This window comes from Pseudarthrobacter sp. efr-133-R2A-89, assembly GCF_030209315.1.
Classification (GTDB): domain Bacteria; phylum Actinomycetota; class Actinomycetes; order Actinomycetales; family Micrococcaceae; genus Arthrobacter.
The window spans coordinates 178,498-194,256 of the sequence record NZ_JARVSE010000006.1; the positions used below are offsets into that span (position 1 = coordinate 178,498).

16 protein-coding genes are annotated in these 15,759 nt (G+C 67.1%); 8 read left to right on the plus strand and 8 right to left on the minus strand.

The genetic code is table 11. The features are described from left to right. Positions 1 to 3: 3 nt before the first annotated feature. Genes QRM95_RS12485 through glnT form a run of 3 tightly spaced genes read right to left on the minus strand, consistent with a single transcriptional unit; the run spans position 4 to position 3,041 of the window. Positions 4 to 723, minus strand: coding sequence for a GltB/FmdC/FwdC-like GXGXG domain-containing protein (locus QRM95_RS12485; protein WP_285247905.1), 720 nt, complete (start codon positions 721 to 723; stop codon positions 4 to 6). Continuing rightward, positions 711 to 1,619: a class II glutamine amidotransferase domain-containing protein gene (locus tag QRM95_RS12490; protein ID WP_285247906.1), complete on the minus strand. Its 909-nt coding sequence runs from the start codon at positions 1,617 to 1,619 to the stop codon at positions 711 to 713. The genes QRM95_RS12485 and QRM95_RS12490 overlap by 13 nt, the downstream gene beginning before the upstream one ends. A gap of 24 nt (positions 1,620 to 1,643) precedes the next feature. Continuing rightward, positions 1,644 to 3,041: a type III glutamate--ammonia ligase gene (gene glnT / locus QRM95_RS12495; protein ID WP_285247907.1), complete on the minus strand. Its 1,398-nt coding sequence runs from the start codon at positions 3,039 to 3,041 to the stop codon at positions 1,644 to 1,646. Between the two features lie 317 nt (positions 3,042 to 3,358). Here glnT and QRM95_RS12500 point away from each other — a divergent pair, with 317 nt between their 5' ends. From QRM95_RS12500 to QRM95_RS12515, 4 genes are all read left to right on the plus strand, one after another. Then, on the plus strand, positions 3,359 to 4,357 hold the full coding sequence (locus QRM95_RS12500; protein WP_285247908.1) for a LacI family DNA-binding transcriptional regulator: 999 nt from the start codon (positions 3,359 to 3,361) through the stop codon (positions 4,355 to 4,357). A gap of 142 nt (positions 4,358 to 4,499) precedes the next feature. Beyond that, positions 4,500 to 5,633: a Gfo/Idh/MocA family protein gene (locus tag QRM95_RS12505; protein WP_285247909.1), complete on the plus strand. Its 1,134-nt coding sequence runs from the start codon at positions 4,500 to 4,502 to the stop codon at positions 5,631 to 5,633. Further along, the gene (locus tag QRM95_RS12510; protein ID WP_285247910.1) at positions 5,633 to 6,391 is read left to right on the plus strand and encodes a ThuA domain-containing protein; all 759 of its coding nucleotides are present in this window, start codon (positions 5,633 to 5,635) and stop codon (positions 6,389 to 6,391) included. Before QRM95_RS12505 ends, QRM95_RS12510 begins: the two co-directional genes overlap by 1 nt. A gap of 153 nt (positions 6,392 to 6,544) precedes the next feature. Then, positions 6,545 to 6,919 carry a cupin domain-containing protein gene (locus tag QRM95_RS12515; RefSeq protein WP_285247911.1) on the plus strand — a complete coding sequence of 125 codons (375 nt, stop codon included), beginning with the start codon at positions 6,545 to 6,547 and terminating at the stop codon, positions 6,917 to 6,919. A gap of 68 nt (positions 6,920 to 6,987) precedes the next feature. Here QRM95_RS12515 and QRM95_RS12520 read toward each other — a convergent pair whose 3' ends face one another. Both QRM95_RS12520 and QRM95_RS12525 read right to left on the minus strand, forming a co-directional pair. Further along, complete coding sequence (locus QRM95_RS12520; protein ID WP_502934960.1) at positions 6,988 to 7,494, minus strand: hypothetical protein; 507 nt, start codon at positions 7,492 to 7,494, stop codon at positions 6,988 to 6,990. Then, positions 7,481 to 9,433, minus strand: coding sequence for a primary-amine oxidase (locus QRM95_RS12525; RefSeq protein WP_285247912.1), 1,953 nt, complete (start codon positions 9,431 to 9,433; stop codon positions 7,481 to 7,483). The genes QRM95_RS12520 and QRM95_RS12525 overlap by 14 nt, the downstream gene beginning before the upstream one ends. Before the next feature lie 123 nt (positions 9,434 to 9,556). Between QRM95_RS12525 and QRM95_RS12530 the strand changes: the two genes are divergently transcribed. Together QRM95_RS12530 and QRM95_RS12535 are read left to right on the plus strand one after the other, a co-directional pair. Beyond that, the gene (locus tag QRM95_RS12530) at positions 9,557 to 10,162 is read left to right on the plus strand and encodes a TetR/AcrR family transcriptional regulator (RefSeq protein WP_285247913.1); all 606 of its coding nucleotides are present in this window, start codon (positions 9,557 to 9,559) and stop codon (positions 10,160 to 10,162) included. Positions 10,163 to 10,247: 85 nt separating this feature from the next. Beyond that, entirely contained in the window at positions 10,248 to 10,421 is a 174-nt protein-coding gene (locus QRM95_RS12535; RefSeq protein WP_285247914.1) for a CsbD family protein, read from the plus strand. 84 nt (positions 10,422 to 10,505) lie between these two features. Here QRM95_RS12535 and QRM95_RS12540 read toward each other — a convergent pair whose 3' ends face one another. Then, on the minus strand, positions 10,506 to 11,180 hold the full coding sequence (locus tag QRM95_RS12540) for a DUF1345 domain-containing protein (RefSeq protein WP_285247915.1): 675 nt from the start codon (positions 11,178 to 11,180) through the stop codon (positions 10,506 to 10,508). Positions 11,181 to 11,347: 167 nt separating this feature from the next. Between QRM95_RS12540 and QRM95_RS12545 the strand changes: the two genes are divergently transcribed. Both QRM95_RS12545 and QRM95_RS12550 read left to right on the plus strand, forming a co-directional pair. Continuing rightward, entirely contained in the window at positions 11,348 to 12,319 is a 972-nt protein-coding gene (locus QRM95_RS12545) for an AraC-like ligand-binding domain-containing protein (RefSeq protein WP_285247916.1), read from the plus strand. A 128-nt stretch (positions 12,320 to 12,447) separates the two neighbouring features. After that, complete coding sequence (locus tag QRM95_RS12550; protein WP_285247917.1) at positions 12,448 to 13,077, plus strand: AmiS/UreI family transporter; 630 nt, start codon at positions 12,448 to 12,450, stop codon at positions 13,075 to 13,077. On the opposite strand, the gene QRM95_RS12555 is transcribed toward QRM95_RS12550, so the two are convergent. Further along, positions 13,070 to 14,545 carry an APC family permease gene (locus tag QRM95_RS12555; protein ID WP_285247918.1) on the minus strand — a complete coding sequence of 492 codons (1,476 nt, stop codon included), beginning with the start codon at positions 14,543 to 14,545 and terminating at the stop codon, positions 13,070 to 13,072. The two genes, QRM95_RS12550 and QRM95_RS12555, sit on opposite strands and share 8 nt — an antisense overlap. 316 nt (positions 14,546 to 14,861) lie before the next feature. Further along, on the minus strand, positions 14,862 to 15,758 hold the full coding sequence (gene purU, locus QRM95_RS12560; protein ID WP_285247919.1) for a formyltetrahydrofolate deformylase: 897 nt from the start codon (positions 15,756 to 15,758) through the stop codon (positions 14,862 to 14,864). Position 15,759: the final 1 nt, after the last annotated feature.

The following is a 15,759-nucleotide window of genomic DNA, read 5'->3' on the forward strand; positions in this document are numbered from 1 at the left end:
CTCCTAGTAGGCGGTCGAGTTGTCGACGTGGAAGTGGTAGAGGTTCCTGGCGGAGCCGTAGCGCTTGAAATCGGCGGGGTTGTCGGTGCGGCCGGCGGCGGCGAGCAGTTCCGCAAGTTCGGCCAGGTGCTCTTCGCGGAGCGGTTTTTCGACGCAGTCGGCGCCCAGGGAGGCGACGGAGCCTTTGACGTAGATCCGGGCCTCGTAGATGGAGTCGCCCAGGGCATCACCGGCGTCGCCGCAGACCACCAGCCGGCCGGCCTGCGCCATGAACGCCGACATGTGGCCGATGTTGCCGCCCACCACGATGTCCACGCCCTTCATGGAGATCCCGCAGCGCGCACCGGCGTTGCCGTCGATGACCACCAGGCCGCCGTGGCCGGTGGCGCCCGCCGACTGGGACGCATCGCCCTTCACGTGGACGCGGCCGGACATGATGTTCTCCGCAAGTCCCACGCCGGCATTGCCGTTGATGGCCACGCTCCCCTTTTGGTGCATCCCCGCGGCGTAATACCCGGCATGGCCGTCGATGGTCACGGCGATGTCCGCGTCGATGCCGACGGCGAGGCTGTGCTTGCCGCCGGGATTGGTGACGGTCCAGGACTGCCCGTCCACGGCGTTGTGCAGGGCCTGGTTCAGTTCGCGGACCGGGACCTCTGCGAGGTCGAGCACCGCGGGCGTTGCGGCGGGTGCCAAGGCTTCGGGGGCTGTCAGAGTGACCATGTGTAGACCTTTCCGGGTTCCGGTTCAAAAATGCGGGCGTCGCCGATGCCAGGCAGTCCGGCCAGGGCGCGGTATTCGGAGGCCATGGCCACGTAGTCGTCCGTTTCGGCGATAATGGCCGGCTTGCAGGCGATGGGGTCGCGGACCACGGCCATACTGTCCGCGGTGGTGACCACCAGCGTGTAGAAGCCGTCCAGGACCTTGCCCAGGTTCACCAGCGCTTCTTCGAGGGTATCGCCCTGCTTCAGCCGGGAAGCCACGTAGCGGGCACCCACCTCGGTGTCATTCTCGGAGTCGAACACCACGCCCTCACGCTTCAGGTTCCGCCGGACCGTGGCGTGGTTGGAGAACGAGCCGTTGTGCACCAGGCAGAGGTCGTCGGCCACGGAGAAGGGGTGCGAGCCGCCGGCAGTGACGGCGGATTCGGTGGCCATCCGGGTGTGGGACAGGCCCTGGCTGCCGGCCATGGCGTCCAGTCCGTGCCCGGCGGCGATCTCCATCGGGTGGCCCACGCTCTTCATCACGGCCACATGCTCACCCCGGCCAATGATGGTGGCACCGGGCACGGTTTCGCTGACGGCCTTCACCAGCAGGTCGGTCCCGACGGCGGCGCTCACCAACGTGGTGTCGCCCACCACCTGCACCGCTGGCGCCGCATCCGACGGCAGGAGCGCCGCGATGCCGCCGGTGATGGCCGCCGTCGCCATGCCCTGGTCCCGGCCCAGCAGGCTCAAGGTGGACCTGCCCGGCGACACCAGGCCGGGGGTGTTGTAGACGGCGAGGCCGGCGGAGTCCGGACCGCGGTCCACGATCTGGCACAGCATCGAGGACAGCAGGGCGCCCATTTGGGGGTGCAGCGAGGGATTGCGCAGCTGCAGCGCGGCGATTCCGCACATGGAAAATCCTTTGCTAAGTAGGGATCAGATGGAGGTGAGGTAGGTGCGGATTTCCCAGTCGCTGACCTGGTTGTGCCAGCTCAGGAACTCCTCTTCCTTGGCGTTGGCGTAGTACAGGCCGATCTCCGGATCGCCGCTGAGGCTGGCCAGGACCACCGGGTCCCGGCGGAGTGCTTCGACCGCGTGCAGCAGGGTGGCCGGCAGGACGTGGGCGTCCAGTTTGGACTCGCCGGGGCCGGACGGCATGCCGGGGTCGGCGGAGCTCTCCACCCCGTCCAGGCCGGCCGCAATGGCTGCTGCGATGGCCAGGTAGGGGTTTGCCGAGCCGTCGCCGGAGCGCAACTCGATCCGGTTGTTGTCCGGGACGCGGATCATGTGCGTGCGGTCGTTCCCGCCGAAGGACGCCTTCCGGGGCGACCAGGTGGCGCCCGAGGAACTCGTCGTGGCGCCGGTGCGCTTGTAGGAATTCACGGTGGGGGCGAGGAAGGCCTGCAGGGCGGGGGCGTGGTCCAGGATCCCGCCGATGAACGAATAGGCGAGGCCTGACAGCCCAAGGCCGTGGCCGTCGTCGTCCGCTCCCCCCGCGGCCGGGAACAGCGCCTCCGCACCGGACCACAGCGAGAGGTGGAAGTGCAGCCCGGTGCCGGTGCGGTCCGTGAACGGTTTGGGCATGAAGGTGGCGGTCATGCCGCGCTGTTCGGCCAGGATGTTCAGGATGTAGCGGAGCGAGATGACGCGGTCTGCGGTGGTGAGGGCGTCCGCATAGTTGAAGTTCTGCTCGAACTGGCCGGCGGCGTCCTCGTGGTCGTTGGCGTAGTTGCCCCAGCCCAGGCTGTTCATCGCCTTGCTGATGGAGGCCAGGTGCTCGTACATGCGGGTCACGCCGCGGGCGTCGTAGCAGGGGCGGGGCGAATCGTCGCGGGTGTCGGCGGTGCTCAGCGTCCCGTCGTCGTTCTTGTTCACCAGGAAGTACTCCACCTCGGCGCCCACCTTGGCCTGCATCCCGTGGTCCGCCAGGCGGGCAAGGGCGTTCTTGAGGATGACGCGCGGCGCGTAGGGCCACGGTTTGCCGTCAACGTGGGGATCGCAGTGGACGATGGCCAGGCCTTCCTTGATGAAGGGCACCGGGGTGAAGGAGGCGAGGTCCGGGACCGCGATGAGGTCGGCGTCCTGGGGTTTCTGGCCGATGAGGCCCGCGGCGTAGCCGGCGAACCCCATGGCCCCGCCCTCGAGTTGGTCGGCAGCTTCCACGGGGACCAGCTTGGCGCAGGGCTTGCCGGTCATGTCCACGAACGTGGCCAGCAGGAAACGGACATCGTGGGCGCGGGCGATGTCCTTGAGGGAGATCCCGGCGGCATCCGCACGGGCTGCGGGCGCGGGTGCGGGCGCGGGGGTTACAGCAGGGGTTGCGACACTGGTCATCGAAACATTCCTGTCCGGGTCGGTGTTAGCTAAGAGTAAACCTTGTTGCATCAGGTTAGCCAATGGGACGTTTCGCGCGTCCGGCCGGCGTGTTAATTGCATGTTTCGGGGCCGGGGACGCGGGGCGGCGTCACGCCTGGCACGCTTTACGGATGCGTCCGACGGCGGAATGCCGGGTTTGTGCGGGACACGGCGCCGCGGCGGGACGAAAGCGTGCTCCGCGTGACGCCGCGCGAACGCTTCCGGCGGCCGGGTGGCGGCTAAGCTGAAAAAACACTCCATCACGGCAGGGCCCGGCCCCGGAAGGACACATCGGTATGGCTCGAGCGACCGTGCAGGACGTCGCCAAAACGGCGGGAGTCTCCGTAGGCACGGTCTCCCGCGTCCTCAACGGAAGTCCCGCCGTGAGCGCTTCCAGCCGGGAGAAGGTGGCGGGAGCGATCCGTGAGCTCAACTACCGGCCCCTCGCTTCCGCCCGGGACCTGCGCCGCGACCGGACCATGCGCATCCTGGCCCTCGCCAAGAACCTTGAGTCCCCGGTCATCAGCGAAGCCTTCCGCGGGGTGGGCGACGCCGCGGCACAGTCCGGCTACGTGAGCCTCATTGCCCCAACCGCCGGAAGCCCGGATCGCGAAAAGCAATTGGTGGACATGCTCCGGAACGGGTCCGTGGACGGGCTGGTCCTGTTTTCACCCACCATGCCCGACGACGATGTGGAAGCCCTTGCAACCTCGCTGAGCGTGGTGCAGTTGTGTGAAATAGCGGAGTCGGAAGCAGCCTTCGGCGTCTCGATCGACGACCGGCAGGCCGCCCGCGACATCACCCGGCACCTCATCGGAACCGGCGCCCGGCGGCTTGCCATGATCGGCAACCGGGCGGCCCGGTCCGGGCGGCTGCGCGAACAGGGGTTCCGCGAAGCCCTGTCCGAGGCAGGCTTGGAGGCGGCACAGAGCCTCTTTGCCGCCGGGGACTTCGACTTCCACGCCGGCCGTCAGCTGACCCGCGAACTCCTCGCCGCGGACCACCTTCCCGATGCCGTATTCTGTGGCAGCGACACGGTGGCGGCCGGTTGCGTCCGCGAAATCACCGACGCCGGGTTCCGGGTTCCCGAGGACCTGGCCGTTGCCGGCTTCGACGATTCCATCCAGGCGGAGATGTGCGTTCCGGAACTGACCACCATCCGGCAGCCCGCCTATGAGATGGGCCGCGTGGCGTTTGGGGCGCTCCTGGAACGGATGACGGAGCCGGGGGTGCACCGCCGCGGCCGGATGTTCCTCCCGCACGAGCTGGTCATCAGGGAATCCACGAAGAACTGACCGGGGGTTGACGTCCCCGCGCCGAACCTGACAAGATTTTGGAATCGATTCCAAACACTCCTCAGCATTCATTGCTGATCATTTTGGAATCGATTCCACAAACCCAGTCCAGCACCAGCCCGGCACCGAAAAGGAAGCACCCTTGAACAACCAGCAACCCCCCGGCCCGCAGCCCCCGGAACCAGCAGAGGCCCCGGCCAGGGAGCTCCGCGTCGGCGTCGTCGGCATCGGCTGGGCCGGCCAGCAGCACCTCAAGGCCTACAGCGAGCTGGAGGGCGTCCGCATTGTGTCGCTGGCAGGAATGGAGCAGGAACTCCGGGCGGACCTCCAGGCCGAATACGCCATTCCCAACGGTTTCGCCGACTGGCAGGACATGCTGGACCACGGCGGCCTGGACGCCGTCAGCGTGGCCGTTCCAACTTTCCTGCACGCTCCCATTGCCATCGCGGCCCTGGAGCGGGGAATCCATGTGCTGAGCGAAAAACCGATCGCCCGCAACGCCGTGGAGGGCCAGGCCATGGTGGATGCTGCCCGCAAAGCCGGACGGGTCCTGGATGTGGCCTTCAACCACCGCCGCCGCGGCGACATCAAGGCCCTCAAGGACGTCATCGACGCCGGCGGCCTGGGCCGCCCCTACTATGCCAAGGCCTCCTGGCTCCGCCGCTCCGGCATCCCCACCCTGGGCAGCTGGTTCACCAACCCCGAACTCGCAGGCGGCGGACCGCTGGCGGACATCGGCGTCCACGCACTGGATTACGCCCTGCACCTGCTCGGGGAACCGAAGGTGGTGGCCGTCTCCGCCGCCACCCACTCGGAGCTCGGCCCGCAGGGACGCGGCGGCGGCAGCAGGTATTCGGCCCAGGCCACGAGCCACGCCTTCGAAGTGGAGGACTTCGCCTCTGCGTTCCTCCGGCTTGAGGGCGGCGGAACGCTGCTGATCGAGGCGGGATGGGCAACCTACCGGGAAACGGACGATCTCCTCGACTTCACGGTCTACGGCACGGACGGCGGCGCCGAACTGAAGGTGCACGGGGCTCCGTTCCCGCCGGTGGGCCAGCTCCGGGTCTTCACGGACAAGGACGGCGAGTCCGCCGACTACGTGCCGCCGGTGCTGCCCGGCCGTGCCCACGATGCCGTGGTGGAAGACTTCGTGGCCGCAGTCCGCGACGGCGAAGCGGCCTGGGCTGGGCATGACGGCTCCCTGGCACTCTACCGGGCACAGATCATCGACGCATGCTACCAGTCGGCACTCGAGCAGAGGGAGGTCAGGCTCTAATGAACGGAAAACTGAGGATCCGGGTCTGGAATGAGGGCGTCCACGAGGCCAACAACGAGCCCGCCCATATCGGCGATATCTACCCCGATGGTATCCACGGCGCCATCGCCGCGGGGCTCCGGCCCTACTACCCGGACGCGGACATAACGACGGCGGTGCTCGCCAGCAACGACGAACACGGCCTGGACGAGGAGGTGCTCGCGGAAACGGACGTCCTGCTCTGGTGGGGCCACATCGCCCACCACGAGGTGAGCGACGCCGTCGTCGAACGCGTCCACCGGCACGTGCTCGGTGGGATGGGACTGATCGTGCTCCATTCGGGGCATTTCGCGAAAATCTTCACCAGGCTGCTGGGCACCAGCTGCTCCCTGGCCTGGCGGAACGACGGCCAGCGCGAGCTGGTGTGGACGGTGAAGCCGTCGCATCCCATCGCGGAAGGCGTGGAGAGCCCCATCGTCATCCCCGAGCAGGAAATGTACGGCGAACTGTTCGACATCCCGGACCCCGACGACCTGATCTTCATCAGTTCCTTCGCCGGCGGTGAAGTGTTCCGTTCCGGCGTCACGTTCACCCGGGGCAAGGGCAGGATCTTCTACTTCAGCCCCGGCGACCAGGAGTACCCCGTGTACCACCATCCGCAGGTCCAGCGGGTGCTCGCCAACGGCGTGAGGTGGGCGGCGCAGCCAGGGCTGGACCGCTCGGCCCCCGCTGTGACCAACCCGGCCCGGGAGTGGTTCGAAGGGGCCGCCCGGCATTGACATCGCCTGCGCCGGAGAGCAGATTGAAATCGTTGCGATGCAAGGTCCGGCGGGTTCCGGACGGGCACTTCCCGCCCCGCCGGACTGTCATTCCCTGAGCGGCTCAGCGCCCGTGGGCGAATTTCATAACCACTCCCATTCGAGGAGCCAGAAATGCCTGCAATAACGGTCAAGGACCTTGAAACCAAGTCCTTCAACGACGCCGACGAAAAGCGCCGCCCGCCCAAGACCCAGGTGGACGTGGTCAACATTGGCGGCGCCACCCTGGGCCGGCTCACCTTCGAGCCCGGCTGGCGCTGGTCCGAAACGGTCAAAACCGTGGTCCACACGGACAGTTGCCAAAACAACCACCTTGGCTTCTGCACCGCCGGGACCCTGACCGTCCAGCTGGAGGACGGCACCCGCACCACCATCCATGCCGGGGACGCCTACTCCATTCCGGCCGGCCACGACGCCTGGGTGGAAAACGACGAGACGTTCGTTGGCTATGAAGTCATGAGCGCGGCCGAGTACGCCAAGCCCGCCTGACAAGCGACCCAACGCCAGGCCGCGCGCCGCCACCTTTCGCGGCACGCGGCCTGGCTTTTTAGCGCCGCCTACCGCCGGCGCAGCCTTGCCACCAGCGTGGCGGCCACCAGGGCGGTGGCCAGTTCCAGGCCGATGACCAGCAGCATCTGGGCGCTGCCGCCTGGCTCAGCACCAGCGCACGACGACGGCACTGCGCCGTGCGCGTGGCCGGAACCGCCGGCTCCCAGCAGGAGGCCCGCGTGAACGGCGGCCATGGCCACGGCGGCAGCGGTGACCCGGTGGAGTGCGGCGACACCGCGGTGCCGCCAGATATGGACGGCACAGGGCACGCAGACCGCGGCAAGGGCCAGCATGAGGGCGCTAAGCCAGGCACCATGGGTGCCTGTGGCGGCCAGCCAAACGTGCATGGCGCAGGAAACGGCGGTGACCACGGCCGCGAGCCTGGGATGGACCATCGGACCGCCGGCACGGGCCCGGGCCGCCGTCGTCGTCTTTCCTGCTGCTGCCCTGCCTGTTGCGCGCCCTGGCCCTGCTGCTGCCGGCGCCGGGGCAGGGGCGGCGCTAGTGGCAGCCACCGCTGCCGCCCTCGCCGTGGCAGGACGCGGCTTGCCGGTTGGGATTGGCGGGGACGTCCAGGACGGGACTGCGGTCAAAGAAACCTTCCGGCCGGAGCTTGAAGCCCACAGTGTCCACGGGCATGATGGGCCAGTCCTCCACCCGGGGAAAGTGGGTGAGGCCGAAGGTATGCCAGACCACGATGTCCTGGCCGTCGATGTCGCGGTCCTGCGCCACGTAGGCCGGCAGGCCCGCGCCGCCGGCGTGCTGGTTGACGAAGTCGCCCGTCGGGTAGCGTTCCCCGTCCTCGTAGCGGGTGACCCAGAGATCCTTGGTGGCGAAGGCTGCGCGGCGGGCGATCGAGGAGTCCGGATCGGCCAGGAGCGTGGGCTGGTTCTGCGGATGGAGCTTGTAGCCCACGGGCTCGCCCAGCCGGTTGCGGGATTCGGGATTGGAGATGATCCAGGTGCGGCCGGCGCGGGCGTCGGCCTCGCGGACGGCCTCGGATTCCCGCGCCAGCACGGTGCGCTTGCGGGAGAAGGCGTTGCCGCGCTCGTTGCCCGGCCCCATGGCCTGCCGGACCACGTCTTCCTCCTCCACCCGATTCGTGAAGCCGTCGATCGCCATGTCCAGCCGGGCGCTGAAGAGGTGCTGGTGGAACGGGGCACCCAAGCCCGGTGCCAGCTGGGAGATGTTGTCCGAGCCGCCCTCCGGGAACGCGGACGTGAAAACGACGCCGGTGGCCTTGGCCTCGAACTCGATGGTTCCGTCCAGGTAGAGGTACCAGTAGAAGCCGTAGTCGTAGTTGCCGATGGTGGTGAAGAAGGAGATCACCAGGCGGCGGTTGCGGCGGGTGTAGGTGACGCCGCTCCACAGATCGGAGTGCTTGGCCAGGATGCTCCAGTCTTCCTCGTGCATGCAGATGCCGTTGCGAATTTCGCGCGGGTTGCCGAAGGCGTCGGAGATGACGGGGCTGAGGTAGGTGATCTCGCCCAGGCAGTCGCAGCCGAGTTCCAGGGAGTTGGCGTACTGGCCCACCAGGTATTCGCCTGTGTCGAAGTAGTTCTGCCATGACCGGACCGGCGACGGGTCGCCGTAAGGAACCACCATCTCGGCAATGGACGCCCGGTTGATGATGGGCCGGTTGCGGTCCCCGTCCCGGAAGGCGAGGTTGTGCAGGATCACCCCTTCGCGGACGTCGAAGCCAACGTCCACGCTCCACTTCTCCCACTCCACGTGGTTGCCGCCGGTGACAGTGAAGCTGGGGCCCTCGGGCTGGGTGATGCTGATGGGCTTTTGGGTGGTCCGCAGCGGGCCGGTCAATTCCGGGTCGGTGTAGTTGCCATGCTCGGCCGGGACGGGCATCACGCCGAGGTCGACCACCTGAGTGACCTCCTTGCTGACCACGTCCACATAGGCCACCAGGCCGTCCACCGGGTGGGCCCAGGCACTGTCTTCCGGGAACTCCTGCACGAACGCCAGCCCCCGCAGGATCCGGCGGCCTTTCTCTTCTGCGTACTCGAAGACCCCGGCGGACAGCGGGGCCACGCGGACCTTTTGCACGTCCAGCCCGCGGTCCGCGAGCGCCGTGAGCCACCGCTCGTCCGTGGCCAGGAGCGCCTCCACCACCTCGAATTCCTCCTCGAGGACCGGAAGCTCACCGGTCACCGCAGTGTCCAGTTCGACGGCGGAGAGCACCTCCTGCCGGGTGGTGGAGACCACCACGTCGCGCGGCGCAGCGCCTGAGACATCGTGGATGAAGACGCGGAAGCGCCGGTCCGCCGGCGCTGGATCGGTGCCGCGCGAAGGATCCAGCTGGCCCAGGTAGGCGATCCTGTGCTGCGGGCCCAGGTGGCCTTCCGACTGCAGGATTGCTTTAACCTGGGAGATTTCGTCGCCGGAAGTCAGCCGGTAAGCAGACGCGGAGTCTGGTGCAGTGTGGGTGGGTGCAAGCGTCATGGAGGAAACCTTCGTCCGGGCCGTCGCCGGCCATTGGGTTTATTTTCTATAGTTGTAGAGAATAAACGTCCGTAACATGGCTCACAAGAGGTTGGGCAAGGAAATTTCCGGGGAGTCGCCGCCGTGCCGAAGATTGTTGACCATGACGAGCGCCGCCTGGAGCTCGTGGATGCCACCTGGCGGATCATCGCCCGGCAGGGGCTTGAAAGTGCCACCATGCGCGAGATTGCCATGGAGGCCGGCTTCGCCAACGGCGCCCTGAAGCCCTACTTCCCCACGAAGGACACGCTGCTGGAGTTCGCCTTCAGCCATGTGTTCAACCGGACCAACCAACGCATCGCCCGGGTGACGGCAGGCAAGGCCGGACTGGAGGCGCTGCGGGCCTTTTGCCTGGAGGTCCTCCCCCTCGATGAGGAGCGCATCAATGAAGCCCGCGTGGTCATCCCGTTCTGGCAGAAGGCTGTCAGCGATCCACGGAAGGCTGACATCCACCGCGAATCCATGGCCGAATGGCTGGCCACCATCCGCCGCTACCTCGAAGAGGCGAGGAACAGCGGCGACTTAACTGCCGGCGTCGCCGACTCCGTCCTCGCCGGCCAGCTGTTGAACATGCTGCTGGGAGCCCAGATCGAGGCCGCCCTTGCGCCGGAAGGTCAGCTGGAATTCGGCCACGCCGCCCAGCTGGAAGGCTTCCTCGGCCTGCTGGGCAAAATTCCAGGCGCCAAATGAGTCTCAAACTCGAAAGTATGCTTACTATTGTCTGGTCAGGTTCTGGTGCAGACCGGAGCAAGCACGAATTGTTAGGAGCATTCCCATGGGTTTGGATGACAAGATCGGCAACGCTGCAGAGAAGCTCGGCGGCAAGGGCAAGGAAGCTGCCGGCAACGCTACGGGCGACGAAGGCCTGAAGGCTGAAGGCCAGGGCGACCAGGCCAAAGCCGACGTAAAGCAGGCCGGCGAGAAGGTCAAGGATGCCTTCAAGCACTAATTGACGCCTCACAACATGGGTGCAGCTCCAGCAGGAGCTGCACCCATTGGGGTTAAAAGAGCCAGTCCGCGCTAGCGCCGGGGCTTAGTGGATGAGGCCCGACACCAGGTTGATGGTGGTTGCCAGGACGATGGCACCCAGCAGGTAGGACAACAGGGCCTGCCGCAGGACCGTGGAGCGGATGGCGTTGGTCTTCAGGTCCGTATCCGACACCTGGAAGGTCATGCCAACAGTGAACGCCAGGTACGCGAAGTCCGCATAGCGGGGCTGGGTTTCCTCATTGAAATCGACGCCGGTCCCGTCGCGGTAGTAGATGGCCGCGTAGCGGAGCGTGAACAGCGTGTGGACCAGGAACCAGGACAGGGCAATGCTGCCCAAGGCCATGGCCACGGTGGCATCCTTGCTCATGCCCTGCGAATTGGAGGCATCCAGCAGGATCAGCGCCACCCCGGCAAAGCTGGCCACGGTGGCGCTGAGGACCATGGTGTCCGAAAAGACCCGACCCGGATCCTCCCGGCTGGCGTGGGCGGCGGTTGCCCCGGGCCCCAGGTGCCGGATAACGCTCCAGACCCAGATCAGGTACGTGGCGGAGGCGGCCGCCCAGCCAAGGGCAGGCGCATAGGTCCAGTGCCCCAGCGCTCCCACGGCAAGCGCCACCACCACACCAACCGCGAGCATCACCACCAACCGCAGCCGGGAATGGTGCGCGCGGGAATTGAAGTTGCGGTGGCGGTCCTGGGAAGCGGCGACGGCGTTCATGCGCGGATCATGCCACGGGAAGCTTGGAAACGTCTGACAGGCAGCCGCACTCTTCTTTTTTCGCCAACCGTTGAAAAAAGATCCGGCCCGCGTTAACCTGAACGTAGTGTGTCGCAAGACACAGTACGGGGGAATATCTTGGTGGCCATCTGTCGCAAGGAACATCCATGCCAGCAACAGCTACAGCCGGAAAAGTAACCCGGCCCGAACGCCAGCACGTTACCGCGAGCGTTGCGGCATCCTTCGACCACTGGCGGCACCTGGTGGCGGAATCCTTCGTGCCCCTCACCGCCCAAACGGCGGACGTGGACGGTTTCCAGGGCCGGATGCGCTCCCGGGTGCTGGACCGGATGTCCATTGTTGAAGTAACTGCCACTTCCCACGAAGTGCACCGCACCCCCGCCCTGATCGCACAGGCCCACGAACGCTATTTCAAGCTCAACCTGCAACTGGAGGGCACCGGGCTGCTGATCCAGGACAACCGCGAAGCCGTGCTCCAGCCCGGGGACCTGGCCATCTACGACACCAACCGGCCGTACACCCTCGCCTTCGAGGACACGACCCGGATCATGGTGCTGATGTTCCCCTGCGACGCCGTGTCCCTGCCCGCCGACTATGTGGGACAGCTGGCGGCAGTGCGGATGGGCAGCGGCGGCCTGAGCGGACTCGTGGGTCAGTTCATCCGCCAGTTGTCGGAAAACCTGGAGGTCCTGAACGGCCCCAGCGGGTCCCGGCTGGCAACAAATGCCCTGGACCTGGTGTCCACCATGCTGCACGCCGAAATGGATATTAAGCCGGACCGGATGAAGCCGCAGGCGATGCTGGCCGTCTCGGTCCGCGAATACATCGAGGCGCACCTCTCGGACCCGCTGTTGTCCCCGGCGAGCATCGCGGCTGCCCACTTCATCTCCACCAGGCACCTCCACAACGTCTTTCACGAGTCCGGGACCACGGTGGCCAGCTGGATCCGGACCCAACGGCTTGAGGGCGCCCGCCGCGAACTCCGCGACCCGCTGCACGCCGGGCAGCCCGTCGGCGCGATTGCGGCCCGCTGGGGTTTCCTGGACGCTGCCCACTTCAGCCGTACGTTCCGCGATGCCTTCGGCGTCTCACCCAGCGAGTGGCGCAAAGGCGCCTAGGCCGCACCCGGCCGTCCCCACCGATTACGACCAGGGCTCGTTGGGCACCATCACCCCGCATCCGCTAACGTCCGTCAGGTGACAAAGAAGTTTCACCTTGCGATAGTTTTGCGGGAAGAGGGCCGCTGATGCCTTTTATTTGCCTCCTGCTCTCCGGTGCCGCACTGCTGGCCAACGGACTGGCGACCCTCGGGCACGTTCCCCGCCGCGACGCCGCGGCCCTCAACCTGCTGGTGGGCGGCACCCAACTGGTGCTCGCCGTCGTCTATGTCAGTGCTGCCGGTGACGCTCCGGCGCCGCTCCTCACGGCCGCCGGCATGTTCCTGTTCGGATCCACCTATCTGTACTCGGGACTGGATGTGCTGCTGGGGCTCGGGTCACGCGGCCTGGGCTGGTTTTGCGGGCTGGTGGCGTTCTGCGGCGCGCTGCTGGCCACCGCCTGGCTGGGCACAGACCCCCTGCTCGCGGTGCTGTGGGTGTGCTGGTCCGTGCTGTGGGCCCTTCTGTTCGCCTGCCTGGCCCTGGGCGCGGTGCCGCTTGAACGGTTCACAGGGTGGGCCCTGGTGCTGGCTGCTCCGGCGTCGGCCACAATTCCGGCACTCCTTGGCCTGGCAGGGTTCTGGCCCGCTTCTCCGGCCGCGGCATGGGGTGGCGCGCTGGTCGGGGCCATCCTGTTCGTCACGGCACGCGCACTGGCCCGGCGCGGACCAAAGGTTCCACGCCGGGCCGGTACCGGAGATCCCGCCGTCGCTAGGTAAGCACGTGGCCCAGGGAAGCTGAGTGGTGGCGCCGCTCGATGACCCATTCCACCAGCACCCCGGCCAGGAAGACCACCGGGACCGCTGCGAGCAGGGCCGTAGCCGTCTCGGCATTGCCCCCAATGAGGGCGGTGAAATTGCTGACCACCAGGTAGAGGACCCATGCAAGCAGGACCGCCGCCAGGACCGGGGCTATCCGGGTCTGCCACAGCCCCGCGCCGCCATGTTCCCGGCGGAAGAACGCGACGACGGCAGCTGAGCAGAGCATGTACAGCACCAGGAGCGCTGCCACAGCAAGGCCGCTGAACCACGAGAACAGGGTCAGCACAGGATCCATCGCCAGGATGGCGAACGGCACCACCAGCACGACGGCGGTGGCGGACTGGACCCAGGCGGCCACCGCAGGGGCCCGGTGCCGGTTGGTCCGGGCAAGGACGGCGGGCATGGAACCGCGCAGGGCCAGGGAGTGCAGGTAGCGGTTGATGCCGTTGTGGAAGGCGATGATGCCGGCGAGCAGCGAGGTGACCAGCAGGATGCCGGCCACGACGCCCGCCCAGGGACCGAACAGTTCCACCAGCGGACCCAGCACGAAGGACGTGGCATCCCCGGACTCGAGGGCGGCCCCGGCGGCGTCCATCACGCGGGAGGGCCCGTAGTAGCTCACCAGCATCCAGGAGATGAAGGCGAAGAATACCGAAATCACCCCCACCGAGAGGTAGGTGGCCCGGGCGACGGTGCGGTGCGGGTCCTTGGCCTCGGCGGAGTAGATGGCGGTGGACTCGAAGCCGAACATGGACGCCACCGCGAACATGATGGCAACGCCGGGGGCACCTGCACCAATGGCTTCGGGGGAAAAGGACGCCGCAACGCTGATGCCTTCCGGGCCGCCGCCGTGGAACAGCACGGTGAAACCGAACATCAGCAGGATGGCCACCTCCAGGCCCACCAGCACGGCCAGGACGCGCGCCCCGAGTTCAATGTTCAGGGAGCCAAGCACCTGGACGCCCGCCATGGTGGCCAGGGCCAGCAGCCACCACGGCACCTCCAGCCCGGCAGAGGCCAGGAGCCCGGAGAAGGCCGCACCGTACAGCCCGTACATGGCGGCCTGCACGGTGCTGTAGGCCAGCAGGGCCAGCCACGCCGCCCCGGCTCCGGTCCGCCTGCCAAAAGCTGCCGTCACGTAGGCGTAGAAAGCGCCGTTGGCCTGGATCTTCCGGCTCATGGCGACGAACCCGACGGCGAAAATCACGATGACTATGCCCACGATCAGGTACGCGCCGGGGGCGCCGGCGCCGTTGCCCAGGGCCGCCGCCAGCGGCGCTGCCCCCACGATCCCCGTCAGGGGCGCCTGGGCGGACAGGACGAAGAACAGGATGCCGAGCACGCCGATGCTGCCGGCGCGGAGGGCGGTGGAATGCTCCTTGGCCGGAGCGTCAGCGGTCCGGGTCTCGGAATTCGAAATACTCATTGGATCCTTCTTAACGGTCATGAGCTCGGGAAAATTGCTGTGGGATCCAGCTTGGCAGCGGCAGGGAGTTCCGCTTTGTCCACCAGCGATCAGTTGTTGTCGGTCCGCGCAGCGCCGTTCCGGGCATCCTCCCGCCGCTGCGTCCGCGCTGAAATTCCCCACCTTTCCGCCCGCCCCACCCACAGCCGACGGCGTGTGGCGGGGACACGCCGTCGGGCGCGCTTAAACATGGGGAGAGTCAGCCGGGCACAACAAAGCGCGGCCGGCCTCCCTGGAAGGGAAGCCGGCCGCGCCGTCGTAATTCAGTTATCTGGGCCTACCGCAGCACCACGGTGCGGTTGCCCTGCAGCAGGACCCTGCCCTCGCAGTGCCATTTCACCGCGTTGGACAGTGCCTTGCATTCGGTGTCACGGCCGGCGGCCACCAGGTCCTCTGGCCCGTAGGTGTGGTCCACCTCCACCACCTGCTGGGCGATGATGGGCCCTTCGTCCAGTTCAGCGTTGACGTAGTGGGCTGTGGCGCCCACGGTCTTGACGCCACGCGCGTAGGCCTGGTGGTACGGCTTGGCGCCCTTGAAGCTGGGCAGGAACGAGTGGTGGATGTTGATGGCCCGGCCGTCGAGCTTCCGGGTCAGGTCGTCGCTGAGCACCTGCATGTAGCGGGCCAGCACCACCAGTTCCACCTCCAGCCCGTCCACCAGCTCCATCAGCTTCGCCTCGGCTTCGGGCTTCGTGGCGGCCGTGACCGGGATGTGGTGGAACGGGATGCCGTGCCACTCCACCAGGGCCTGGTGGTCGGTGTGGTTGGACACCACGGCCACCACGTCAACGGGAAGTTCGCCGATCCGGGCACGGAACAGCAGGTCGTTGAGGCAGTGCCCGAACTTGGACACCATGATCAGCACCTTGCGCTTGGAGCCCTGGCGTTCCAGCTGCCACCGCATGCCGAATCTGTCCGCGACCGGGGCAAAGGAGTCCCGCAGGACTTCCACGGTGGAATCGTCGCCCTCGGAAACGAAGTGCACCCGCATGAAGAAGTGTCCTTCGGAGCGCTCACCAAATTGTTTGTTGTCGATGATGTCGCAGCCGTGTTCCAGCAGGAAGCCGGAGACGGCGTGCACGATGCCGGGCCCCTCGGCGCAGTCGAGGGTCAGGACGTGTTCCACGGTGGTGGGCGCCTTCGGGGCAGGCATCCGGGTCTCAGTAACAGTCATG